The 24,283-nt window shown below is 62.0% G+C and carries 23 protein-coding genes and 1 other RNA gene; 11 read left to right on the forward strand and 13 right to left on the reverse strand.

Annotated features, from left to right (window positions below):
* Nucleotides 1-88 precede the first annotated feature (88 nt).
* From lptB to V9T28_RS15335, 4 genes are all read right to left on the reverse strand, one after another.
* Complete coding sequence (lptB, locus tag V9T28_RS15320) at nucleotides 89-997, reverse strand: LPS export ABC transporter ATP-binding protein (protein WP_116399930.1); 909 nt, start codon at nucleotides 995-997, stop codon at nucleotides 89-91.
* A 34-nt stretch (nucleotides 998-1,031) separates the two neighbouring features.
* Complete coding sequence (locus V9T28_RS15325) at nucleotides 1,032-1,706, reverse strand: LptA/OstA family protein (protein WP_245424022.1); 675 nt, start codon at nucleotides 1,704-1,706, stop codon at nucleotides 1,032-1,034.
* 104 nt (nucleotides 1,707-1,810) lie between these two features.
* Nucleotides 1,811-2,530: an LPS export ABC transporter periplasmic protein LptC gene (gene lptC, locus V9T28_RS15330; RefSeq protein ID WP_116399931.1), complete on the reverse strand. Its 720-nt coding sequence runs from the start codon at nucleotides 2,528-2,530 to the stop codon at nucleotides 1,811-1,813.
* 215 nt (nucleotides 2,531-2,745) lie between these two features.
* On the reverse strand, nucleotides 2,746-3,363 hold the full coding sequence (locus tag V9T28_RS15335; RefSeq protein WP_116399932.1) for a ribonuclease D: 618 nt from the start codon (nucleotides 3,361-3,363) through the stop codon (nucleotides 2,746-2,748).
* 146 nt (nucleotides 3,364-3,509) lie between these two features.
* Between V9T28_RS15335 and V9T28_RS15340 the strand changes: the two genes are divergently transcribed.
* The 3 genes from V9T28_RS15340 to V9T28_RS15350 are packed head-to-tail and all read left to right on the forward strand — an operon-like array spanning nucleotide 3,510 to nucleotide 6,924.
* The gene (locus V9T28_RS15340; protein WP_116399933.1) at nucleotides 3,510-5,726 is read left to right on the forward strand and encodes a transglycosylase domain-containing protein; all 2,217 of its coding nucleotides are present in this window, start codon (nucleotides 3,510-3,512) and stop codon (nucleotides 5,724-5,726) included.
* A gap of 21 nt (nucleotides 5,727-5,747) precedes the next feature.
* Nucleotides 5,748-6,329 carry a DUF1214 domain-containing protein gene (locus V9T28_RS15345; RefSeq protein WP_116399934.1) on the forward strand — a complete coding sequence of 194 codons (582 nt, stop codon included), beginning with the start codon at nucleotides 5,748-5,750 and terminating at the stop codon, nucleotides 6,327-6,329.
* 13 nt (nucleotides 6,330-6,342) lie between these two features.
* Nucleotides 6,343-6,924 (forward strand): DUF1254 domain-containing protein, encoded by a 582-nt coding sequence (locus V9T28_RS15350; RefSeq protein ID WP_147306405.1) that lies wholly within the window; start codon nucleotides 6,343-6,345, stop codon nucleotides 6,922-6,924.
* 4 nt (nucleotides 6,925-6,928) lie between these two features.
* Here the strand turns inward: V9T28_RS15350 and V9T28_RS15355 are convergent, their stop codons facing one another.
* From V9T28_RS15355 to V9T28_RS15370, 4 genes are all read right to left on the reverse strand, one after another.
* Nucleotides 6,929-7,132: a hypothetical protein gene (locus V9T28_RS15355; protein WP_116399936.1), complete on the reverse strand. Its 204-nt coding sequence runs from the start codon at nucleotides 7,130-7,132 to the stop codon at nucleotides 6,929-6,931.
* A 214-nt stretch (nucleotides 7,133-7,346) separates the two neighbouring features.
* On the reverse strand, nucleotides 7,347-7,679 hold the full coding sequence (locus V9T28_RS15360) for a DUF1491 family protein (protein ID WP_116399937.1): 333 nt from the start codon (nucleotides 7,677-7,679) through the stop codon (nucleotides 7,347-7,349).
* 9 nt (nucleotides 7,680-7,688) lie between these two features.
* Complete coding sequence (locus tag V9T28_RS15365; RefSeq protein ID WP_116399938.1) at nucleotides 7,689-8,513, reverse strand: peptidoglycan-binding domain-containing protein; 825 nt, start codon at nucleotides 8,511-8,513, stop codon at nucleotides 7,689-7,691.
* Nucleotides 8,506-9,873 (reverse strand): sensor histidine kinase, encoded by a 1,368-nt coding sequence (locus tag V9T28_RS15370; RefSeq protein WP_116399939.1) that lies wholly within the window; start codon nucleotides 9,871-9,873, stop codon nucleotides 8,506-8,508. Before V9T28_RS15370 ends, V9T28_RS15365 begins: the two co-directional genes overlap by 8 nt.
* 148 nt (nucleotides 9,874-10,021) lie before the next feature.
* Between V9T28_RS15370 and V9T28_RS15375 the strand changes: the two genes are divergently transcribed.
* Nucleotides 10,022-10,456, forward strand: coding sequence for a SufE family protein (locus V9T28_RS15375; protein ID WP_116399940.1), 435 nt, complete (start codon nucleotides 10,022-10,024; stop codon nucleotides 10,454-10,456).
* 341 nt (nucleotides 10,457-10,797) lie between these two features.
* Here the strand turns inward: V9T28_RS15375 and V9T28_RS15380 are convergent, their stop codons facing one another.
* On the reverse strand, nucleotides 10,798-11,220 hold the full coding sequence (locus V9T28_RS15380; RefSeq protein ID WP_116399941.1) for a MucR family transcriptional regulator: 423 nt from the start codon (nucleotides 11,218-11,220) through the stop codon (nucleotides 10,798-10,800).
* A 421-nt stretch (nucleotides 11,221-11,641) separates the two neighbouring features.
* Here V9T28_RS15380 and V9T28_RS15385 point away from each other — a divergent pair, with 421 nt between their 5' ends.
* Nucleotides 11,642-13,744, forward strand: coding sequence for a S9 family peptidase (locus V9T28_RS15385; RefSeq protein WP_116399942.1), 2,103 nt, complete (start codon nucleotides 11,642-11,644; stop codon nucleotides 13,742-13,744).
* 173 nt (nucleotides 13,745-13,917) lie between these two features.
* On the opposite strand, the gene V9T28_RS15390 is transcribed toward V9T28_RS15385, so the two are convergent.
* Nucleotides 13,918-15,204 carry a hypothetical protein gene (locus V9T28_RS15390; RefSeq protein WP_116399943.1) on the reverse strand — a complete coding sequence of 429 codons (1,287 nt, stop codon included), beginning with the start codon at nucleotides 15,202-15,204 and terminating at the stop codon, nucleotides 13,918-13,920.
* Between the two features lie 258 nt (nucleotides 15,205-15,462).
* Here V9T28_RS15390 and V9T28_RS15395 point away from each other — a divergent pair, with 258 nt between their 5' ends.
* From V9T28_RS15395 to V9T28_RS15415, 5 genes are all read left to right on the forward strand, one after another.
* Nucleotides 15,463-16,062: a superoxide dismutase gene (locus V9T28_RS15395; protein WP_116399944.1), complete on the forward strand. Its 600-nt coding sequence runs from the start codon at nucleotides 15,463-15,465 to the stop codon at nucleotides 16,060-16,062.
* Between the two features lie 95 nt (nucleotides 16,063-16,157).
* Nucleotides 16,158-16,526: a transfer-messenger RNA gene (gene ssrA / locus V9T28_RS15400) on the forward strand.
* A 44-nt stretch (nucleotides 16,527-16,570) separates the two neighbouring features.
* On the forward strand, nucleotides 16,571-17,179 hold the full coding sequence (locus tag V9T28_RS15405; protein ID WP_116399945.1) for an SspB family protein: 609 nt from the start codon (nucleotides 16,571-16,573) through the stop codon (nucleotides 17,177-17,179).
* Nucleotides 17,180-17,359: a DUF4169 family protein gene (locus V9T28_RS15410; protein ID WP_116399946.1), complete on the forward strand. Its 180-nt coding sequence runs from the start codon at nucleotides 17,180-17,182 to the stop codon at nucleotides 17,357-17,359.
* A 29-nt stretch (nucleotides 17,360-17,388) separates the two neighbouring features.
* Complete coding sequence (locus tag V9T28_RS15415) at nucleotides 17,389-17,592, forward strand: ribbon-helix-helix domain-containing protein (protein WP_199500077.1); 204 nt, start codon at nucleotides 17,389-17,391, stop codon at nucleotides 17,590-17,592.
* Between the two features lie 11 nt (nucleotides 17,593-17,603).
* On the opposite strand, the gene V9T28_RS15420 is transcribed toward V9T28_RS15415, so the two are convergent.
* The gene (locus V9T28_RS15420) at nucleotides 17,604-21,179 is read right to left on the reverse strand and encodes an AsmA family protein (protein WP_158554746.1); all 3,576 of its coding nucleotides are present in this window, start codon (nucleotides 21,177-21,179) and stop codon (nucleotides 17,604-17,606) included.
* A 7-nt stretch (nucleotides 21,180-21,186) separates the two neighbouring features.
* Nucleotides 21,187-22,608, reverse strand: coding sequence for an FAD-binding oxidoreductase (locus V9T28_RS15425; RefSeq protein ID WP_116399949.1), 1,422 nt, complete (start codon nucleotides 22,606-22,608; stop codon nucleotides 21,187-21,189).
* Nucleotides 22,609-22,827: 219 nt separating this feature from the next.
* On the opposite strand from V9T28_RS15425, the gene V9T28_RS15430 reads away from it, so the two are divergent.
* Nucleotides 22,828-23,340, forward strand: a complete 513-nt coding sequence (locus tag V9T28_RS15430; protein WP_116399950.1) for a thioesterase family protein — start codon at nucleotides 22,828-22,830, stop codon at nucleotides 23,338-23,340.
* Here the strand turns inward: V9T28_RS15430 and V9T28_RS15435 are convergent.
* Complete coding sequence (locus V9T28_RS15435) at nucleotides 23,337-24,194, reverse strand: protein-L-isoaspartate O-methyltransferase family protein (protein ID WP_116399951.1); 858 nt, start codon at nucleotides 24,192-24,194, stop codon at nucleotides 23,337-23,339. The two genes, V9T28_RS15430 and V9T28_RS15435, sit on opposite strands and share 4 nt — an antisense overlap.
* Nucleotides 24,195-24,283: the final 89 nt, after the last annotated feature.

A 24,283-nucleotide genomic window follows, 5' to 3' on the forward strand; every position in this document is an offset into this window, starting at 1 on the left:
CCGAAAAGTGGAGGATGACAGGGGTTCGAGACCTTATACCAACGGTCACGAAGAGTGGTCCAAAGGTCGCTTCTCGCGACCTTTGGTATTATAAACGGAAATCTTCGCCAAGATAGAAGCGTCGCACGTCGGCATTCCCGATGATGTCGTCCGCCGAGCCCTGGGTCAAAACCGCGCCTTCGTGCATGATATAGCCCCGGTCGATGAGGCCGAGCGTCTCGCGCACGTTGTGGTCGGTGATCAGCACGCCGATGCCGCGCTGCTTGAGCTGCGCCACCAGGTCCTGAATGCCGCCGACCGCGATCGGGTCGATGCCGGCGAAAGGCTCGTCGAGCAGGATGAACGACGGATGCGCCGCAAGCGCCCGGGCGATTTCGAGACGCCGGCGCTCGCCGCCCGACAAGGCGATCGAGGGCGCCTTGCGGCGGCCCTTGATGTCGAATTCGTCAAGCAGGTCTTCAAGCTCCTGCCGGCGCTGGTCCTTGTCGCGCACGGTGAGTTCCAGCACCGCGAGGATATTGTCCTCGACGTTCAAGCCCCGGAAGATCGAGGCTTCCTGCGGCAGATAGCCGATGCCGAGGCGCGCGCGGCGGTACATCGGCAGATAGGTCACGACATTGCCGTCCAGCGTGATCGCGCCCCTATCAGGCCGCACCAGCCCGGTAATCATGTAAAAGCAAGTGGTTTTGCCGGCGCCGTTCGGACCGAGCAGCCCAACCGCTTCGCCGCGCCGGACATACATGCTGACGTTCTTGACGGCCTGGCGCCCCTTGTAGGTCTTGCCCAGATTGAACGCCGCCAGCGTGCCCTGGCCCATTTCCTCAGGCGCAAGATCCGGCTGCTGCTGAAATTCGCGGTGCTGGGCGTGCGCATATTCGGCCACGGCCTCGGGCGTCAAGGCGGGTTCGGAAGGCCAATAGCCTTGCTCCGCCTGCAACTCGTCGGCATTCGGCTGCTGCGCGGCTTGTCCCTTGGCCTGGCCCGGAGGGCTTTCCATTGTGTCCGTCACGTTTATGCGCCTCAAATCACTGTTAATTCGCCACGGCAGGTTTCGGCTTGATCACCGGCGGTTTTGCCGCGCCTGCGGCCGGCTTCGCCCCTGATCCGCCTTTGGCCCCGGCCCCGTTCGCTGTGTCGTTTTGCGACCCCGGCACCATCAGACTATGGACCGGCTGCCCGTCGCACGGCGTTACCTTGGCTTGGCCAGAATCCAGATTGTATTCGAGATTGCAGCCCGTCGTCACGTTGGGGCCTTGCGTCAGCACCACGTGGTTATGCAACGTGACCGTGTTGCTCGGCTTGTCATAAGTGCCGGTCTCGCCGGTGCCGACCTGGTCTTTCTGAATGACGGTCACGCCGCCGCTCGCATCCATGTGCTTGACCTGCTGGCCCGATGCCGGCGGGGAATCGCCAGACCCCTGCGCATTCGCATTGGCTGGCTGCGGCGACGGGGCGCCATTGGTGCCGGCCGGCTGGTCCTGGCGTTCCAGGTAAATGATGAGCTGCTGCGCTTTCAGCGTGGACTCGCCCTGTATCGCGACGACATTGCCCGAATAGATGAGCTTCGATTCCTTATCGAAATAGTCGAGCTTTTCGGCTGTGATATTCGTTGGGTCTTTCGAATTGCCCCCCGGAATGATGCCGGACCCGCCCTTACTCTTCGCAGGCTTTGCCGGCGGTTTGGCGCCGGTCTCCTGCGCGATCACTTGGCGCTGCTTGGCCGCAGTTCCGTCAGATGTTTGTGCCGCGAGAGGAAAATTCCAACAAACAGATGCCAACAAAATACCGGACACCCACGAAATACGACCCATCATTGAACAGTTCCATTCAGATTTTGCTTGGCATCGGCAGTATCACTTGCGGACGTGAAAACCGAGTGAACATTGCCTTCGAAAGTGATGGCCTTGCCGCCGTCCATCGTGTGCATCCGATCGGCATTGATCGTGCCGCTGCGCATGATGACCTGCACCGGTTCGTCCGAACTCACCTCATTGGCCTTGAGCTGAACCGTCGCGCTCTTCATCGTCACCTGATAATCGTCGCTGATGACGTGTACGTCCTGATAGAGCCGCATGATGTCGTGCGGCTGGTCGTATTCCCCGGTTGGAGCGGTCACATGGGCGGTGCTGCCATTAGCCATGCCAAGCTTCGCGTCAACCACGTTCAATTCGAAGACATTCGGCTTATGGGTATCCTGCACCGCCGATTTCATCGTCACATTGTAGGGTCGGCCGTCCTTGCGCACGCCCTTGAGCTCAGGCAGTTCCATCGTGATCTTATCGGGAGTCTGGTTTTTGTGATCGGTCGTCGGCTGATCGGTGGCCACCGGGCCAAATGGATCGAAAATCGCGATGCAAAGCAGCCCCAAAATTCCGGCGACCGAGGCGACGAGAATCACCCGGCGCAAAAATTTCACGCGCGCGGTGTGGCGCGCGGCCGCGGCGAAGGCGCCCGCCCGGTCGCCAGCCGACAGGAACCCGCCCTCGGGGGCAAGCTCTGGGGATCCGCGATGGCCGGCAACCTCACTCATGAATATCGAATGTCCCTAAGTTTATATCGGGCCCGATCGCCCGCCACTCTCTTCAGCCAGATAGAGGTGGCGAAGTTAAGGCACCGCACGCCTCTTGGCCCGGTCGGCAATGCGCCGGATTTTAAGTGCAGGCGGGTAATATACACGGCCATTTGTGTTTTTGACATAGGCATCTCGCGGCAAATTGCGAGAAGCCCAGGGTCGACTTTGGCGTGTCACTGATGGGCAAAAATATCGATTTCCGGCCAACCCATCAGGTCGAGCTTCGCCCGCGCGGGCAAAAAGGAGAAACAGGCCTGCGCTAGATCCGTTCGCTCCTCGCGCGCGAGCATCATGTCCAATTTGGTCTTGAGCGCGTGCAGATGCAGGACATCGGAAGCGGCATAGGCCAATTGCGCTTCGGACAGTACGTCCGCGCCCCAATCCGACGATTGCTGCTGCTTCGACAGCTCGACGCCCAGCAATTCGCGCACCAGATCCTTCAATCCGTGCCGATCGGTATAGGTTCGCACGAGTCTGGAGGCGATCTTGGTGCAATAGACCGGCCCGGGCATGACGCCATAGGTTTTGTAGAGGATGCCGAGATCGAAACGGGCATAGTGGAAAATCTTGGTAATCTTAGGATTTTCCAACAACGCCAAGAGGTTGCGCGGAACCGGCCCATCCCGGCGCACCTGCACGACATCCGCATCGCCGTTCCCCGGGGACAATTGCACGACGCATAAACGGTCGCGTAAGGGATTCAGCCCCAAAGTTTCGGTATCGATCGCGATGGAGGTCACATTATAGGCGGCAAGCGGTGGTAGATCGTCGAGATGGTGGCGAATGGTCATGGGCTGATTCCGAAGCTTTCACGCATGCCTAGCGCATTTCGACGCAAAAGTGGAATCGCAGTCCGTCCCTTGCCGCCAAAGCGGCTTGCGTGGGGAAAGACAAATGATCAGAATAAGATATCCGGCGTTGAGAGGATCTGATCGCGGTGTTTGACGCCTTTCGCCACTCCAATCTGCGCGAGCGGATCGCCCGCCGATTGCTCGCGATCGACGCGTGGCTGACCGCCGCCTTCTACCACGGCGGCGTGCGCTCGCGCGAGACCTACAATCGTTTTGCGACCTTCATGGACCGCTTCCATGCCGCCGGATGGAAACGGTGGCTCCTCGAATTGACCAGCGAAAGCGTCAATCTCGGCACCGTGGGCCTCCTCACCCTCCTCGCCTTGGCCTTGCCAGCCTTCGAACTGACCAGCGACCCCAATTGGCTCAACAAACAGGATCTCGCCGTCACGTTTCTCGATCGCTACGGCAATGAGGTCGGCAAGCGCGGCATCCGGCACGACGATTCCGTGCCCCTGGACCAATTCCCCGATTATTTCCTCAAAGCGGTGATCGCGACCGAGGACCGGCGCTTCTACGATCATTTCGGCATCGACGTGATTGGTACCTTCCGCGCGCTGACGGTCAACGCCTCGTCCAACACCGTCGTGCAGGGCGGCTCTTCCATCACCCAGCAATTGGCCAAGAATCTCTTCCTGAGCAACGAGCGCTCGCTGACGCGCAAGATCAACGAGGCCTTCATCGCGCTCTGGCTCGAATGGCATTTCTCCAAGCGCGAAATCCTGAAACTCTATCTCGACCGCGCCTATATGGGCGGCGGCGCCTTTGGCGCGGAGGCGGCGGCCGAATTCTACTTCGGCAAATCGATCAAGGACGTCAGCCTGGCGGAAGCCGCCATGCTCGCCGGTCTGTTCAAGGCGCCGACGAAATATGCGCCGCACGCCAATCTGCCGGCCGCGCGCGCCCGTGCCAGCGACGTGCTCGATTTCATGGTCGATGCCGGCTTCCTCACCGCCGGCCAAGTCTATGCGGCGCGCAAGAACCCCGCGACGCCGGTCGACCGCAAGGTCGAGAACACGCCGGACTGGTATCTTGATTTCGCCTTCAACGAAGTGAAGCAGCTCGCCCTGCAGGGCAAGCTTGGCGGTTCCAAAGTGCTCACTGTGCGCACCGGCCTCGACATGGCGTTGCAGGACAAAGCGGAATCGGTGCTCGAAGACATGCTGCGCATGAAAGCGCCGGCCTATCACGCGCATGAAGCGGCAACCGTCGTCGCCGAACCGGATGGGTTGGTGCGCGCCATGATCGGCGGGCGCGATTACGGCGAAAGCCAGTTCAACCGCGCCACCGACGCGCAGCGTCAGCCCGGCTCCTCGTTCAAGATTTTCGTCTATCTCACCGCGCTGCTGACTGACAAATATCACAAGGACACGATCGTCGACGCCTCCGGCATCTGCATCGGCGATTATTGCGTCAATAACTATCATGGCGAGAGCGCTGGTCGCCTGCCACTTTACAAAGCGCTGGCGGAATCCTTGAACACCGCCGCGATCCGCATGTCGGTCAAGATCGGCGAAGTCTATTGGCCGAAGGACCGCACCTACAACGAAAGCAAGATCGCGACGCTCGGGCGCAACAAGATCGTGGAGACCGCGCGGCTGTTGGGCGTCACGACGCCGCTCAACGACACCGTTTCGCTTCCCGTCGGCGCGGATGAGGTGAAGATGATCGACATGATCGCTGCCAATTCCGTACTCGCGAGCGGCGGCAAGCACGAGGTGCCGCATGCGGCGGTCGAGATCCGCAATTCGAGCGGAACGGTCGTCTACACTTACGCGAATGATGGGCCGAAACCCGATCAGGTCGTTCCGGCCGACAAAGCGACGGAGATGGTCGACATCATGACCCATGTGGTGACCGAAGGCACCGGCCGCGCCGCGCAGATCGACGGTATTCCGGCCGCCGGCAAGACCGGCACGACGAACAATTCGACCAATGCCTGGTTCAACGGCTTCACCGGCAATCTCGTTTGCTCGGTGTGGTTCGGCAACGACGACAATACGCCGATGGCCAACATGACCGGCGGGACATTGCCCGCGCAGTCGTGGCACGAAATTATGACCTTCGCGCATCAGACGCTCGATCTGAAACCCCTGCCCGGCAAGCCGCCGATCCCGGTCAATCCGCTCATGGCGGCAAACGCGTCTGCTGCGAGCAGCTCCCCCAATCCGAACGGCGACGCGCATGTCGCGACCTTGTCGCGCGGCAGCATCGACGCCATTGATGCCATCGGCCGGCTGATGAGCGGCAAGAGCACGATCGAGACGGCACGGCCCGCGCCAACGGCGCCGGCCGTGCGCTGAACCACGAGGAAGAACACGCACGTGTCGGGTCTCCTGCGCATCTTCTCCAGTCTTATTATCGCGGCATGCCTGGGCCTGGCGCTGACGTTCTTTTCGATCAGACAGGATTACGGATTCAGCGCGTTGAAATCGGGTCCGTGGACGGCCTGGCCGAAAGTCGGCACCGATGATGTCGATCCTTATGCGACCGCTGCTCTCGCGCGCTCCGGCGAACTCACGCTCGGCAGCGCGGAAGGTTTGTCGTTTCTCGCACGCACGGACTCGCATGGCGCGCTTTTATCGGGGCACTGCACGTATCATGTAGTCGGCGCATTGCCCGCGGCCCGCTACTGGACATTGACCGCGCTCACGCCTTCGGGACAACTCGTCGACAATGCAGCGCATCGGCTCAACTTCACCTCGCAAGAGATTTTGCGTCAGGTCAATGCGCCGATCGAGATCGCCGTCGCGCCTGCAGTGCAGCCGGGCAATTGGTTGCCGGTGCAACGCAACGCGGATTTCGTTCTGATGCTGCGCCTCTATGACACGGCGATGAGTGCGACGACCGCAGCCGGCCCTGAGATCGCGCTGCCGCAGATTGAGCGCCAGGAGTGCGCATCATGACGGAATGCGCATCATGAAGCGGCCCGATTTCTTCTCGCTCCTGCAATGGATTCTCGCGACGGTCATTCTTGCCGGTGGCGTGCATCTTGCCTCGGTCCTGCTCCTGCCGCGCGTCGCGCCCGCGGATTCGTTTGCGCGCATGGCGGCGCTCGCGCCGGTCAATACGCTGAAACATCTGCCGGCCGCGCGGCCGGGAGAGACGCTCACCGTATTCCGCGATCCCGCCCTCGCAGAAGCAGTCTGCCCCTATGATCTCGATCAAGGTCCGCTGCGGTTGAGCGGCACGGTCTCGCGCGACGGGTTCGTTTCGGCCTCATTTCACAACCGGCGCGGCATCGTCTTCTATGCGGTCACCGATCAAGCCGCGACGCGCGGCCGTTTGAGCGCACTCGTGGTCACGCAGGATCAGCTTGATGCGATCAAGGCGCAGGAATCCGACGATGAACCGGTGCAGGAGTTGCGGATCGTTTCGCCGACCCGGCGCGGCTTCGTGGTGGTGCGGGCGCTTAGCTCAAGCGTGAGCCAATATGCCGAAGCGGAAGCTGAATTGGATGCGTTTGGCTGCGAAACCAGCCATGACGAGCCAACGAACTAAAAACTTAAGCGGGACGTTTCTTGCGGCGTGCATCCTTGCCCGGGCCTTTTTGCGGCCCCGGCGGCGGCGCATCGATCGTGACGCGTGCCTCGTCGTCGCGGACATAGCGCACGCCCGTGAAGAACAGGATTTCCGCCTCCACCATCTGGCCAAGCGGCGCTGCGCCTGGGCGGCGCGGCCTTGGTCTGAACAGCAACAGTTCGCCCATGCTATGCTCCCGTCATCCTGCTCGCGGCAGATCGCAAAATCGCGACGAGGTTTGGTACAGCAAATCCGGCGGCGGCCCCTATCAGTCGGCGTGATTACAGAGCGCGCTGGTTAACATCGATTTAAAAAATGGAAATGTCGATAGAAAATGCGTGTCTAGCGCGATTTCCCGACCAAAAGTGTTATGACAACGGTCCAATGTGAGCGCGAACCGATCAGTCGAGGAATGATCGACCTTCGCGATCTTCCACATCGACGATCCATAAATCTGTGTCAAAACGCACTTCGCGCTGCAGTCTCTGCTCGATCTCTGGATTGTCGAGCCAGGGCGCGTCGTGCATGCGGACCCAGCGCCGCTCGACGGACTCTTCGGCAAATTCCGTCTGCGGCGCAGGGCCGAACAAGCACGAGGTGCCGTCGAGACGGTCGACGCGAATGAAAATCGCACCCGCCTCCGCCGCGCCGCGCCGGCGCAGATAGGCGGATGCGCCGGCGGTTTCGCAGCGGCGGATATAGGCGGATACCCAAAAGTCCGATCGCAGCCTCATCGCTAACGCCTAGTTGATGGCGATCCCTGACGCAGCGGCCAATTCGCGCATGATCTTGGGCGTCAGTTCGCCCTTCGGCGGCAGGCCACGCGACTTTTCGAATTTCTCGACCGCTTGACGGGTCGCAGCTCCCGCCGTGCCCGTGGCGGGGACGGCGAAGCCCAATTTCGTCAATGCGCGCTGTGCTGCAAGCACATTCTTATTGGGGCTTGCGGCGCTGCTCGCCGGTTGCGACGGCGACGCTCCGCCGTTCAACAGATCGGCAACGGCATCGCGCTGATGCGTCTCGGCAGGCTGTGGCACAGCGACTGGCCGGCGCGCCGACGGCGCTCCGCCGTTCAAGAGATCGGCAATGGCGTCGTGCTGATGCGTCTCAGCAGGCTGGGGCACAGCAACTGGCCGGCGCGCCGGCTGCGCCGTCGGCGCTGCAACGGGCGCTTGCGGTTCGTCAGCGGCGACGGTGGCAGCGGCAGCATGCACAAAGCCTTGCGGCACAGGCACAGTCGCGAGTGTGCTGAGCGGCGGCATGTTGGCCGTCGGCGATTGCGCAGCTGCTTGCGTTTGCGGCGCTACGGGCGGCAGCGGGGGCGCGGCGGAGCGGCCGTTTTGGAACACCAGTGCATTCACCGCGACGGCGCCGAAAAAGCCGGCAAAGGCGACGATCCCGATCGCTTGGCCGGGGTTATTGCGCCACCGCGCGAACCAGGATGCCGCATCACCGCCGCTCGTCTTGCGGCTCTTGGCCGCCTTCGGCTTCGGCTTCGGCTTGGATTTCGGTTTGGGGTCGGCCGCAAGCACGTAATCGTGGTCGGCGCGGGCAAGAGCTTCACGCAATTTTCTTCACCGTCGGTTTGTCGGCCAAAGCCATTTTGGAAAAGGGGGGCTTGTGCGCCGACAAAGTATCGACCTTCGTCGGCACGGCAATGCGGCAATCAAGCGGCAGGAGAATGACGACGCTCGTGCCGATACCTTGCGCGCTCTCGATCGCGATCGAACCGCCATGTAAATCCACGAGCCCGCGCACCACCGACAGGCCAAGGCCCGTGCCTTCATTGTGCCGCGAATAGGAGGCGCGCGCCTGGAAGAACGGGCTGCCCGCCCGATCCTTGTCCCGCGCATCCATGCCGATGCCGGTGTCGCGCACTTCGAGCCGCAAGGAGGCGCCCTCGCGCCGCGTCGCGACCGTCACGGTGCCGCCCTGCGGCGTGAATTTGACCGCGTTCGAAAGCAGATTGAGCAGGATCTGCTTCACCGCGCGACGGTCGGCGATCATGTCCTGCAAGTCGTCCGCCAGGTGCTTGACCAGCGCCAGGCCGCCTTGCGCCGCACGCAGGCTCACCATGTCGCAGCACGAATCGACGAGCGGCGCGATCGCGATGGCCTCCGGCACCAGTTCCAAACTGCCGGACTCGAGTTTCGACATGTCGAGAATGGTGTTGACGACCGAGAGGAGATGCTCGCCCGACGCGTGGATGATGCGGGCATATTCGCGCTGCTTCTCCGGCGAACAGGGCATCAACTCCTCGTGCGACAGCAATTCGGCAAAACCGATGATCGCATTGAGGGGCGTGCGCAATTCGTGGCTGACGTTGGCGAGGAAATGATCCTTCCATTGATGCGCCCGCAGTGCCAGTTGATGGGCGCTCTCCATCTCCTCCCGCCGCCGCGCCGCGTCGGTGACGTCGCGCAGCACCGAAACCATGATCGCGCCCGCAACGTTCGACTGCGGCAAATGCCGCACCCGCATCTCGGCGACGATGAAAACCGGCTCGACATAGCCGGCCGATGCATTGGGCCGCTCCAGCGTGCGCAGCCGGAACGTGCCGCATGCGACGCCGTCGGCCGCTTCGCCGGCAGCGAAAAGGGTCAGGAATTTCGGCCGGTCGGCCACGTGGACGCGATGGAACAGGCCGCGGCCGAGAAGCGTCGCAACATCGAGGCCCAACACCGGCCCGCATCGGTCATTGGCCGCAACCACCGCACCGGACGCATCGTGCCACAGCACCACATCGCCCATGAGCCCGGCCGTATCGGCCTCGCCAATAGCCCGCGGCGCGCGCGCGGCGGCGGGTGCGAGCTTCTGCGCGAAGGATGCGGCCATGTGCTTGATGTGCGAAATACGACGCAACGAGACCTCGACGAAGAACCAGAAGGACCGATACTGGCCCATCATGGCCTGGACGTTGGCACCCAATCGCTTAAATGAACCCTAAAGGCTGTCCGCTTTTGTGGCCCCCACAACCAAACCGCAGGCAAAATGCCCGTTATGGTTTAAAATTGGTTTCCATGGGACGCGGGCTCGCGTAGGAGAGAGCAGCCAGGACCTCAAAGACGAAACCTCCATGACCATCGACCAGATTATCGAAGACCTTGAATTTCTTGATGATTGGGAAGACCGCTACCGGCATATCATCGACCTTGGTAAAGGTCTTGAGCCCTTGCCCGAAGCGGCGCGCACCGACGCGCATAAGGTACGCGGCTGCGCCTCCCAGGTCTGGCTCGATACCTCCGTCGGCGGCAAAGACGACGAGCCGGTGCTGCATTTTCGCGCCGACAGCGACGCCCATATCGTCAAGGGGCTGATTCGCATCATTCTGGCCATCTATGGCAATCGCAGCGCCCGCGAGATTTTGCGCACCGACGCAGGCGCCATCTTCCAGCGTATCGGTCTCGACCAGCACCTGACGCCGCAACGCTCCAATGGCGTGCGCGCAATGGTGGAGCGGATCAAGGCAGATGCGGCCAAGGCGCTTGCGATGGCGGAAGGACCGGCGTGAGCGACAGGAGAAGACAACCTATTGATTTACAGTAATAATATAAAATACCTCGGATTCGGATAAGGCTCGAAGTTCTGCGTTGTTGGTCCGCTTAAGAGAGACGTTTATATTTATTACCTCTTAGGAAAAGAAAATAATCCCCCAATAAATCAATATGATAATATATATCAGCCCCTGCCTCGGACCCGTATAACATCGGCGACTGTCATCCCGGGTAAGCCCGGGATGACAGTGTGGCCCTCTGATAGATGAAAGCTTACGACCGCCGGTATAAACTGAGTATCCGGATGCAAAACCTCGTTTGCATCCGGCCCACTTAGTTCAAGACAAACCGATGCGGATCACTTGCCCCGGCGGCGGCGCTTCTGCCCGAGGCCCATTTGCTTGGCCAGGTTGGAGCGGGCGGTCGCATAAGCGGGTGCGACCATCGGATAGTCCGGCGGCAGGCCCCATTTCTCGCGATATTGTTCGGGCGACATGTTGTATTGCGTGCGCAAATGCCGCTTCAGCGATTTGAACTTTTTCCCGTCTTCCAGACAGATGATATATTCGTTGGTGATCGACTTTTTCGTCGATACCGCTGGCTTGGGCGGCTCCACCGGCAGCGGCGGCGCCGTGCCTTGGGTGACGCGCAACAGCGCCGCGTGCACATCCCCAATCAGATTCGCCAGTTCCGTCATCGGCACCGGATTGTTGCTGACATAGGCGGAAACGATATCCGCAGCCAGTTCGATGAAATCTTCAGAATGCGTTGTTCCTGCCATATGCCCATTCCCCGTGACTCTGTAAGAATTGGAACAATCAACCAGCGAAATACATGCGCTTTGCTCGCCGGTGCCCCCCGGCAACTGAACCGCTAAAGTAATCCGTTTCCATCTCGGGTGATCGTGATCAAGCACGATCTGTTTAAACCTGACCTTGTTTGTAATCAATTAAAATATGATTGCACTTAAGTATAATGCTCAATTCAATACCTAATAAAGTCCGCACCATCGCGACTGAATGTGGAGGAAATGCGTTCCGCGAAAACTCAAGAAAGCCGCACCAACGGAAATTCTAAATTATTTTTAATCCGGCCACAAAGTAACGCGAGCGGATAGGCGAGGCCGCTTCAGGCCCCCTATATGTACCGACCGAGCGCCCTGCTATACGGCGCAATCCATCCCGCAGCCATCAACCGGTGCCATGACAAAGCAACTTCCCAAAACCCCGCAGACCGCCCGCCGCCCTGCCCCCTTCGTGCGCCACGGCATCGAGATCGCGGACGATTACGCCTGGATCAAGGCGCCGAACTGGCAGGAAGTCCTGCGCGATCGCGCCCGCCTGCCGGCCGATATCCGCGCGCTGCTCGACGCCGAAAACGCCTATGCCAATACGATGCTCACGCCCTATCGCGATCTGCGCAAAACGTTCCTCAAGGAACTGCGCGGCCGCATCCAGGAAGACGATTCCGAAGTTCCCGCGCCGGACGGCAGCTACGAATATTACGGCCGCCATCGCGAAGGCGGCGAGCACGAGCTCGTTTGCCGCCGGGCCAAGGGCACCGATCGAGAAGAGATCCTGCTCGACGGCGACGCCGTGGCCAAGGGCAAGAAATTCTTCGATCTCGGCGACGCCGAACATTCGCCCGACCATCGGCTGCTGGCCTGGAGCGCCGACGACAAGGGCTCGGAGCTCTATGCCCTGCGCATTCGCGACCTTGCGACCGGCGAGGACCTGGACGACCGGATCGACGATACCGAGGGCTCAGTCGTCTGGACGAGTGATGCCACGGCGTTCTACTACGTCCGCGTTGATGAGAATCATCGCCCGGCCCGCGTGTTCCGCCATCGCCTCGGCACGCCCAGCGCCGACGACGAATTGATTCTCGACGATCCGGGAGCAGCCTTTTTCGTCCATATTCGCCGCACCCAATCGCGCGCCTATCTGGTCATCGCGGTTCGCGATCACGATTCGTCGGAATGCTCTCTGCTCGATCTGGACGATATTGCCGCAAAGCCCGTCCGCGTCGCGCCGCGCGAGGCAAGCGTCCGGTACGATGTCGAGCATCACGAGGACCGTCTCATCATCCGCACCAATGCGGATGACGCGGTGGACTTCAAGATTGTAACCGCGCCGGTCGCGACGCCGGGCCGCGCCCATTGGCAGGATCTCGTCCCGCACCGGCCGGGCCGCCTCATCGTCACCGGGCTGGTGTTCCGCACCTTCATGATCCGGCTCGAGCGCGAGAACAGCCTGCCGCGCATCGTAATCACGCCGTTCGCGGATGGCGTCGATACGGCCATCGCCTTCGACGAAGAGGCCTATTCTCTTGGGTTGGAGACGATGCTGGAATATGACGCAGGCATCATCCGCTTTTCCTATTCGTCGATGACGACGCCAGAAGAGATCTGGGATTACGATGTTTCGACACACGCACGGACTTTGCGCAAGCGCGATGTCATTCCATCCGGTCACAATCCCGCCGACTATGTCACACGCCGGCTGCATGTGACCGCGCGCGACGGTGCGCTGGTGCCCGTCTCGCTACTCTATCGCCGCAACACCAAGATCGACGGCAGCGCGCCGCTATTACTCTATGGCTACGGCGCCTATGGCTCTTCGATGCCGGCCGCTTTCAACAGCAACCGCTTCTCGCTCGTGGACCGCGGGTTCATCTATGCCATCGCGCATGTTCGCGGCGGTACCGACAAGGGCTGGAACTGGTATCTCGACGGCAAGATGGAGCACAAGGCCAATACGTTTCGCGACTTCATCGATGTCGCCGGGGCGCTCGCCGAGCAGCGTTTCACGGCGCGCGGGCGCATCATCGCCCATGGCGGCAGCGCCGGCGGCATGCTGATGGGCGCGATCGCCAATATGGCGCCGGCATTGTTCGCAGGCATCGTCGCCGACGTGCCCTTCGTCGACGTGCTGAATACGATGCTCGATGACACTTTGCCGCTCACGCCGCCGGAATGGCTCGAGTGGGGCAATCCGATCGCCGACAAGGCAGCTTTCGAACGGCTCAAATCCTATTCGCCCTACGACAATGTGACGGCGCAAGTCTATCCGCCAATTCTGGCGCTCGCCGGTCTCACCGATCCGCGCGTCACCTATTGGGAGCCGGCGAAATGGGTTGCCCGCCTGCGCGCGACGATGACCAGCGGTGGCCCGGTGCTGCTGCAGACCAATATGGACGCAGGCCATGCCGGCGCTTCGGGCCGGTTCAAGCAATTGGAGGAAGTGGCGCTGATCTATGCCTTCGCGTTGGCTTGCGCGCAGGAAGCGTGGGACAAGGAGCGCTGAACGACGCTGTCGCTCCCCCGCGCGAATGTGCGGGAGAAGGGAGGGTCGTTCCCCAGAGCATTTTCCGTTCTTTCAGAATCGGAAAATGCTCTAACTTTTTGTTTTGTCGCATTTTCGCTGCGCGGACCTTCGGTTCTTAACCGAAAAGTCGAACAACTTTTCTGGAAAATGCTCTAATTCATCGTATCTTCGATGAAGCTCTTCAATTCCGCCATCGACTTGAAGCGGAACGTACCGTTCGGCGTCTCCGCATCGATCGACCCGTCGGCATAGAGCACGTACGTATTGCCATGTGCATCGTAGCGACCGATCACCGGCGGCTCCGGTGCACGGCGCACGACGAACGGCTCTTGCGGCGGTGCGGGCCGCGGCGGCTCTGCGGGGTGCTCCGGTTCTACGGGGTGCGGCGGCTCCGGCGCAGCGGCGGGCTCGGGCGGCGTCTCGCTTTCCTGGGTCGGCACCACAGGCTCTGCAGCCTTTTCCTCTTCGTCCTTTTCCACTTCGGCCTTTGGCACGGGAGCCGGTGCCGGCGGCGTTTCGTCCCCGCCTAACAGGGCGCGGTCGAGCCAATCCATCTTGTCGGCATCGTCCGCGAAAGCGACCGGCGCCTGTGTGATCGGCTCGTGGCGCGGCGGCGGCGGAACCGGTGGCATCTGCGGTTCGCCGTGGCTGTGCGGCTCATCATGCTGCTGTGCGGGCTCGTCGACAGGAGGCGCGTGACGCTCAGATACGGCGAAGGAAGGGGTTTCCAGCGGCTCTTCTACAGGGGCTTCGTGCTCCTCGTGTGCCGGCACGATCTCCTCGGCGTGCTGCTCCACCTCTTCCGCCGGCGCTTCGGCGTGGCTTTCGATAGGCTCCTCGTGATGCACGTGTTCCGTGGCGGCCGCCGGCTCCTCCATCGCGGGCGGACGTTCCTCGGCGTGGGCCTCGGCTTCAACGTGGACGTCGGACGGGCTGTCAGGCGCCTCTTCCGTATGGGGCGGCGCATCGAACATCGGCAATTCCGCCTGGTCTTCGGGCTCCTTTTCGAGATGCGGCGCAGGTTCGGCATGAGCCGCCGGCTCAACCGGTTCGTGCGCGTCCATGAATTGATTGGCCAAGGTCCCGCTCACGGCCGAAACGCCGAGAGCCGCGGCAAGGCTGAAGGGTTCGGGCGAAGTAAGACCGGACGGCGCCGGCGCAGGGACCGCGACCTGTGGCGGTACCGGCGCACGGACCGCAACTTGCGGGGGCGGCGGTGCGGGTGCGGTGACGATCGATCGCTGCCGATTAACGGCGGCGATGAGCATATTGAGGCGCGCGACCACGGCGGCAAGCGCGGAGACGACGGCGCCGGCTGCAAACAGATTTGTTCCGGCAAGCGTGTATTGCCAATCCTGCCACGTCCACACACCCAGCGCGGCGAGAGCGGCCCCGAACGCCATTAAAGCCAAGCCGAAAATCAAAACGAGATAGTTCATATAGTTTTTCCCTGGTCGGGCTTTCGGGACGGCATCCGATCATGGACGGCAGGTTCCATAATCGTCGGCAGACCCACACAAAACGGGCCGATTAACCATAGGCACAAATAAATAAGAATGGCTTAATCGTGTCGGCGCCCGGTTGCTAGGCGCCCCACATGTCTCTAAATACGTGGGCGTACCCTCCTTTGGCAGCCCTAATAATACGGCTGTCCAGTCATTACGAAAAGCCCACCAAAGCCCATCGAGGAGCCCGTCATGTCCTTTACTCTGCCCGATCTGCCCTATTCGCACGACGCCTTGCAGCCGTATATGTCCAAGGAGACCTTGGAATACCACCATGACAAGCACCACCTTGCTTACGTCAACAATGGCAACAATCTGCTGAAAGGCACCGAGTGGGAAGGCAAGTCGCTCGAGGAGATCGTCAAGGGCTCCTACGGCAAGAACGCCGGCCTCTTCAACAATGCCGGCCAGCATTACAACCACCTGCATTTCTGGAAATGGATGAAGCCGAATGGCGGCGGCGCGATCCCGGGCAACCTGGAAAAGGCAATCGTCGACGGCCTCGGCTCGGTCGAGAAGGCGAAGGAAGAGTTCATCCAGGCCGGCGTGACGCAATTCGGCTCGGGCTGGTCGTGGCTCGCGGTCAAGGACGGCAAGGTGATCGTCGCGAAGACCCCGAACGGCGAAAGCCCGCTGGTGCATGGCGCGACGCCGATTCTGGGCGTCGACGTGTGGGAGCATTCCTACTACATCGACTACCGCAACCGCCGTCCCGACTATCTGAAGGCCTTCGTCGAGAATCTGGTGAACTGGGAATATGTCGCCGAGCTGTATGAAGCCGCGGTGAAGTAAGCCGCTCCTCACATTCCATTCTGAAAGCCGGGGCTTGCCCCGGCTTTTTTGCAAGCATTTGACGAATTTCGCTTTCCCCAGCCAATCGCACAATCAACCTTTTAATCGCCATAACCATCGCCTATATTCGCTTTGCCGTGCGGGCTTGCCCGCCGGACTATGGCGATAAATGGTCATCGGAATAAGCCTTTCGGACCCGGGGGCGGTACCCGGCGCCTCCACCCAAGCGCGTTGCCAAGAAAAGCGCGCTTCGGCGGGGGCGAAATAGGATCGACGGGGGGTGTAAAGGGTGTGCTTTTGCTCGGCATGATACCGCCGTTATCGGGTCAAACTTGTAGTTGCAAACGACAACTATGCTCCGGTTGCTGTCGCCGCTTAATGCGGTGCCGGTACCGAAATCAAAGTCCTAAGGGGTAGCACTCTTAGGCGGGGCCCGGAGGCGCCTGGCAACAGAAGCCTCCACTTATTTCTGGTTTCTTATCTTGGTTTCTCAAGGGCACGCGACGATATGGTGACCGATCACATCCGCTACGATCTTCTTGTGCAAGAGGCGTTGCGCAGCGTCGTCAAACGCGTGCTGGAGACCGTCGAGCGCAATGGCCTGCCCGGCGAACACCATTGCTTCATCTCATTCCGCACCGACGCGCCGGGCGTGCAAATGTCGCCGGCGCTGCGCCAGCGTTTCCCGCGCGAAATGTCGATCATCCTGCAGCACCAATTCTTCGGCCTGAAAGTCGGTGACACCGCCTTCGATGTCGGCCTGCATTTCGGCGGCATTCCGGAGCGGCTCCACATTCCCTTCGACGCCATCATGCAATATGGCGACCCTTCGGTCGGCTTCCAGCTCAGCTTCCCCTCCGATGAAGATGACGAGGAAGAGATGCTGGCTGCGGAGGAAACCGAAACGGGCGATGATGAAATGAGTCCCGCGCCCGCACCTGTGAAGCTCGCCGAGACGCCGCCGCCCGCACCGCGCGGCGCCGCGTCCGAGCCGACCCTGCTGCCGGCCAAGGCCGCGCCTGCCAAACCGAACCGTGCGCCGCGCGAACCGGCGCCGCGAGACGAAGCACCGGCGGACGCGAAAGTGGTTTCCATCGACGCTTTCCGGAAGAAATGAATGGCCGAGATCGTCAATCTTCGCCGCGCCCGCAAAGAAAAGGCGCGTCAGGCGAAAGACGAAAAGGCGGCGCAGAACCGCGCAACCTTCGGCCGCAGCAAGGCTGAAATCACCCTGAGCAAAGCCCAAGCCGCGCTGGCGGACCGCCAACTCGACGGTGCGAAACGGGACGAACCTTGAGCCAGCCGGGCATCGTCAAACGCTCGCTGATGATTGCCGGTCACCGCACCAGCATTTCCCTCGAAGACGTGTTCTGGGATGGCCTGAAACGGATCGCCGCCGAACGCAAGATGACCGTGCCGGCGCTCGTGGCGGAGATCGACGTGGCGCGGCCAAGGGTCAATTTATCTTCCGCGATCCGGGTCTATGTGTATGGCTGCGCTCTGCGGCAGCAGGACGTGCCGGAGCGCTGACAGTCACGCACTCATTGCGGCGCAGGCTGCGGCTCGAGCACCGGCGCAAGCGGTGTCGCCGCGGGCGGCGGCTGCACACTTGGCTGCAATGGCAGAGGTGCATCCTCGGGTTTGAGTTGCTGCTCCTGCTGCTGTTTTTCCAGCGCGGCTTTGCGGGCGGCTTCCTCGGCTTGCCGCCGCGCTTCTTCGGCCTGCCGCCGCGCCTCATTCTCGCGCCATTGCGCGATTTCCCTGTCGCGCCGATCCATGAACTCAAAGGCTTTCAACCGGCGGTTGAACATGGCGCGCTCGCGGATGTCGGCTTCGAGTTCCTGGATCCGCTCGGTGTCGCGCGCGATCGCCTGCGCGGCAATACCATTCACGAATGCGCCCAGCTCCAGTCCGCGCTTTGGGCTCGTCCAGGGCCCGCGCCAGACCATGGCGAAACCGGGCGGCGCGCCGGTCCAGAATTTCAACGCCTGATCAAGCGTCTGGCTGCTGCGCATCGCCAGCGTCCAGGACTTCAGATCGAAGCTCGCCGATGTATCGGTTTGCAGTGGCCCTTGTGCGTTGCGCATCGAGGCAAATTGCAAAACCCCGGCTGCCAGCGACACTGCCGATTGCTGCGGCCCCATATCGAGCGCGCCGTGATCGAGTGCTTTGGCGAGCGCATAGGCCACATTGGTCTCGTCGATATTGAGGCCGCCCTTTTCCGATTGCACCAGCACGTCGCTCAAGGCATTGGGCGAAAATTGCGAGAGACGCAAATCGTCGAACTGCATGGTTCCGCTGCCGGCAAGGCCGGAGACGAGCGCCGCGACGCTCGCGCCCGTGCTAGCAAAATCGAGGCTGGCGGAGGCGCGCGTCTGCAAGGCGGGATTGGCGAGCGGCATGGTCTGCGCGTCAAAATGGCCGGACAACGCCGCCGCCTTGCCATCGCGCCGCAAAGTTGCATGGCCCTGCACCGCGCCCTGGCCGAGGGTGAAGGCAAGATCGTTGAAATCGACCCGTCCCGGCGCCAGGCCTAGCCGCAATTTTGCGTCCTTCCCGACAAGGCCGCCGCCCAAATCGAAGGTCTTGATGACGAGCGACAGGTCGCTCTCCGGCGGGCTCAGCAGCGCGGCGCCAAAGTCGTCATTGGGCCAGATCGCGTTGGGCGATGCGAGAGGCTGCGGACCGAGTGCCAGCGCCGTCAAAGCGCTGAGCGGAAGCGTGTCGAACGACAATCCGCCGCTCAGCATGCTTTTGTTGCCGGCGACTTGCAGAGTGAGAGTGCCGAGCAGCCGATTGCCATTGATGTCGCCGGCAAGATTGTTCAGCGCGAGCGCGCCATCCTTCCAGATGGTCTGGGCTTGCAGATTGAGCGGCAAGACAGATGATTGATCGGGTAGGAGAATGGCGAAGATTTCCGCGAGGCCCGCGGCGTTTTTTGCTGCCAGAGTGGAGCGGCCGACATAGGTGGCGCCATTGACGCCGCCCTCGCTCGCGACGTCAACGCCGGCGACCCGTCCGGAGATTTTCACGGTCACGGAATTGGGGTCCGCGCCCTCGCCATGCAGGGCGAGATGTCCCGGGCCGAGACCTTTCAAATTCAGCACCGGAAAGCCCAACTGCTGCAGCAGGGCCGCGCCCTCCGGCGCATCGAGGGCAATATCCGCCGCCACGCTCTTCGCAAAATGCGCCTGGCCGATGAGCCGTGTCCCGCCGGCGACGCCGGCCACGCTCATATCCTGCAGCGCCACCGCCGCGCCCGCCGCACCGCCATTCAGGCTGATATCGACATGCGCAGGCGACAAGCTGGCCGCGCGCGTCGCGAGGGCATCGCTCCACGTGCCTGGCGCGACATGTTGCAGCAAAGTCGCAAAATCATTGAGCCTTTGCGCATCGATCGTGACAGTGAGAAAGCCGCCGCTCGCATCCCGCCGGCCCTTGGCGCTGACATTGGCGCCGCCAAGCCCGGCAATGTCGCATCGATCGAGACTGATCATCGTCTGATCCTGGCGCAGCCGGCACGCAATCTGCCCGGCGTCGATCGTGCTTTGGCCGAAACGCGCGATCTTCGCCGCCCGCGCATCGAGCTTGATGTCGAGATCGACCCCGTGCGTGGCGGCAGACGCCGTGGCAAGGTCCGGCAGGCCTTCGATGTCGAGCAGCGGCGACATCACGCTCGCCGTGAGCCGCGGCGGTTGCTGCGCGGTGGCAAAATCATAGGAAAACGCACCGGCAAGCTGCGAAGCGTCAAACGCGAGGCGCGCATTGGTGGCGGCAAGACCGGTTGAGCCGAGTTTGACATCGCCTTCGAAATCGGCCGCGCGAAACGGCACTGGCACAGCGACTTGCAGCCAATCGCGCAGGCGCGCCGCATCGCGCACGTCGATGGTCGCATGACCCGAGAAACCGGGCGCCGTGCCGCTCGTAACCGCGCCGGTCAAGGCGACATGGGCGCGACCGGGGCCATCGAACGAGAGGGCAATGGCAGCGGGGTGGTCGCCATCGAGCACCGCTTGTGCCGTCACGTCGCTGAACTCGCCGCCACTCAACGTGATCAAGGCGAATTTTGCGTTCACCGCGACGGGCAAGGGCAGAGCCGCCGCCTGCAGATTGGCAAACCTGTCGGCGACGCGTTGCGCAGCCTCCTGCGGCGCAAGTCCGTTGCCGTCAGGCGCCGCGAGCAGGTGGTCGAGATCGAGCGGGCCGGACTCGAACGCAATATCGGCACGCGGTGCGTCTGCGAACGCCACATTCGCCTTGCCGCGCAAGGTCACGCTTGCCGGATCGGGACCGATGTGGAGTTCGGCCTTGTCCAAGGTCAGCGCCTTCGTGTCGGCATGCAGCGCACCCATGAGCCGCCAAGGCTGAGGTGCCGATCCGTTGAGCTGCGCCATGCCGTCGAAGGTGACGCTATTGCCCGGCGTATCAAAGATAAAGGCGCCGTCGATCGCGGCCTGCGGCAGCATGCCCGTCTCGTCGCTGCTCGCATGAATCTGCAACTGCCCGTTCTCCTCGGCGCCGGTCGTGAAGCGTAATGCGAGCGGTTGCGCCAATGTCGTGCCGTTGGCACCCTGCACCGTTCCCTCGAACAGGAAAGGCCCCTTCAAAGTATGCGCTTCGGCAGTGCCGTTCACGTCCTCGAGCGACCATTCGCGCCCGGACCCGACTTGATCGACGATTAGCGTGCCGCCCTTGATGACGATGCGCTCGAAGCGCAATGCATTCGAGACCGCAGCGGAGGCTTGCGGCAGAAGGATTTGGCCGTCTTCACCCATGGTGAGGCGCACATTCGGCCGGTCGAATGTCGCTTCCGTCACCTGCAACTGGCCTTGCAGCAACGGCATGGCGGAGAGCTCGACACGCGCGGTCTCGGCGGCAAGATGCGGCGCGCCACGTTCTGCACCAGCCGCCCGCACCTCGCCGAGCACGAGATAGGGAGTCGGCAGCAGCCGCAGCGTGATGTCGCCGGAGGTGGCGACGCGCGCACCGAGGGCATTGGACAATTGCGCTTCGATCAGCGCACGCTGCGAATTCCAGTCGACGAAATAGGGTCCGACGATTGCAGCCGTCAGAATGACAATGAGAATGACCGCTAGAATCGTCAGCGTTTCGCGCACGATTGCCTCACGTCTCCCATGCGACCACCTTGCCAGGGTTCATGATGTTCAGCGGATCGAGCGCTTTCTTGATCTGGGCCATAATGTGCAAAGTCGCTGCGCCATGCTCCTGCAGGAGATATTTCATCTTGCCCTGGCCGACCCCGTGTTCGCCCGAACACGTGCCGTCCATATCGAGTGCACGCAGCACCATCCGCTCGCAGAACTCGCGTGCGGCCGCGACCTCGTCCGGATCGTTCATGTCGAGCAGCACGCCGCAATGGAAATTGCCGTCCCCGACATGGCCGACGATCGGCGCGAGAATATGATGTTCCTCGGCATCGCGTGCGGTTTCTTCGACGCAGTCGGCGAGGCGTGAGATCGGCACGCAGACATCGGTCGAAATCGGCGTTGAGCCTGGACGCAGGGTGAGCTGTGCCCAATAGACATCGTGCCGCGCCTGCCAGAGCTTGGTGCGATCTTCGAGCTTAGTGGCCCATTCGAATGGACCGCCGGCGAATTCCGCGGCGATCTCGCCGAAGCGCTCGGCCTGTTCCTTTACACCCGCATCGGTGCCATGGAACTCGACGAGCAGCAGCGGCGTCTCGGGCAGGCCGAGTTTCGCGTGATTGTTGCAGGCGCGCACCGTCAGCGCATCGAGCAACTCGATCCGCGCCACCGGCAAGCCGGATTGAATTGTCATGATCACGGCGTCGCAGGCGGCGCGGACCGAGGGAAAGGGGCAAATGCCGGCAGAGACGGCTTCCGGAATGCCCGAGAGTTTCAGCGTGATGCCGGTAATGATGCCGAGCGTCCCTTCCGCGCCGGTGTAAAGCCGGGTGAGATCATAGCCGGTCGAGGATTTCTTGGCCCGCCGCGCCGTCTTGATGACTTCCCCCTGCGGCGTCACCACGCTGAGGGAGAGCACATTGTCCTTCATCGTGCCGTAGCGCACCGCATTGGTGCCGGAGGCGCGGGTCGACACCATGCCGCCGATCGAAGCGTCCGCCCCCGGGTCGATCGGAAAGAACAGGCCCATGTCGCGCAAATATTCGTTCAAGGCCTTGCGCGTCAGCCCCGGCTCGACCGTCACGCTCAAATCCTCGGGGTGAACCTCCACGACCGCCTTCATCAGCGACGTGTCGACGCAGATGCCGCCGAACGGCGCATTCACATGGCCCTCCAGCGACGTGCCCGTGCCGAAGGGAATGACCGGCACCACATGGGCGGCGCACAGGCGGACGATGCTCGCGACCTCTTCCGTGCTTTGCGGAAAAACCACCGCGTCCGGCGGCTGATTCGGGACCCAGGTGAGCGTGTGGCCATGTTGTTCGCGCACCGCCTGCGACGTCACCAGACGATTGCCGAATTGCGCGCTCAGCGCAGCAATGACCGCTGCCAGCGCCTCGCTGGCCGGTCTGCCCTGACATGCTGCTTGCGCCTCGCCCATCGCCCGATCCTCGTAATGCTTTTGAATTGGCGTCGAAGCTGGCAAATTTGTGTGCCCCTGTCCAGCTAGAGCGAAGAGATCGGGCCTGCACGCCGTGCCCTTGGATCCGCAGCCTTCCAGACCCAAAAGCCGAGCGTCGGCAGCCTATGGCGAACGAGTTGCGGTCCCAGCTCTTCTGCCGCATAGTCCGCACGTCTTCAAACCAGTCCGCGGACGCAAATGGCTAAGGTTCCGTCTCTGTTTTTCGCGCCCTTCGTCTCTTCGATCATGACGATCGAAGCGGGCTGGATCGATTTTCGTGGCCATCTCAACATGGCTTATTACCACGTGCTGCTCGACCGCGCGATGAATGAGGCGTTCGATCTCATCGGCCTGCAGGAGGATCTGCACGCGACCCGCGGCGCGACCACTTTCGCCGCCGAAAACCACATCGTTTACCATCGCGACCTGAAATTCGGCGATCCCGTCCGCGCCACGGCGCAATTGATCGATTTCGACGCGACGCGCCTGCATGTCTATCTCGAATTGCGCCAGGCGAGCGAGGGCTGGCTCGCCGCCTCGGCGGAAAGCCTGTTCGTGCACGCCGATCTCCAAACGCGCGAAGCGGTGCCGTTTCCGCAAGCCATCCAGGACAATCTGATGGTGATGCGCGCCGCCCATGCCCGCCTGCCGAAACCATCCGACCTGACACAGACGCCAGGGATCGCGAAGCAGAAATCGCGGTTGAACTAGCTTGCATTGGCGCCGTGAGCTTCGGCCGTCGAGAGCCACCAGTCATCGCCCTTGAACCAGCATGTCTCATCGATCGGTCTGTCGGTGCGAAAGGAGCGCACCTTATGTGCGCCGCCGCCCACAAAGGCCACGGTGAGACGCTCCGCCGCGTGCGGGTCCTGCGGGCCGACGCAGGAGATGAAAGCCGCATTGGAGACGAATCTGGCCGGCCATATCGCCCCGGACAAGGGTCTCTCGATGCGGAGCATGCCGCCAAAATTATGAGGCCCGTGCAGCGGGAACAGGAGCCGGCCGCGGGGCCTCAACGCGTCGAGCCAGGTCCGGCTTGGTTGGGTGATCGCGGCATTGACGTAGACGGCATCCGCCTTGGGCAGATCGTCGGCTATGCCGCTGCGCGCATGAACCTCGACCTGACGGAACTCTCGCAAATTCGCCTGGGCGCGTGCCGCGAGATCGGGCTCGATCTCATACGCATAAACCTTTCCTTTCGCGCCAACCAAAGTCGCGAGTAGGGCGGTGTAATAACCCGCGCCGGCGCCGACATGCAGCACCGTCTCGCCTTCCGTGAGTTCAAGCGCATCGAGCCATTTCGCGTGCGAGCTCGGCTCACCAATATTGATCCCGCGAACCGGGTCCAGCGCTATAAGCGCGTCTTGATAGAGGAAGGCGATGTCATCGTCGGGCGTGCGAAGATAGCCTCTGCCCCGGACGCTGATCCACCACGGCCCCTTGCCGGCAAACGGCTCGCGCGGGACGCTGGCAAAGGCGCGCTCGATGCGCGGATCCCGCGCTTCGCCCATCTTCGTCACATAGCTCGCAAAGAAAGCTCTGAGATTTGCGGACCGATCGTGCATGCGCCTCGATCTCCCATCGCACCGCCGTCTAACGTCAATGTCCTATGGCGGCGCCGAAAATGTCGAGAAAATTCGCATCGTCACGAAAC

The organism is Methylovirgula sp. 4M-Z18, assembly GCF_037890675.1.
In the GTDB taxonomy this organism is placed as follows: domain Bacteria; phylum Pseudomonadota; class Alphaproteobacteria; order Rhizobiales; family Beijerinckiaceae; genus 4M-Z18.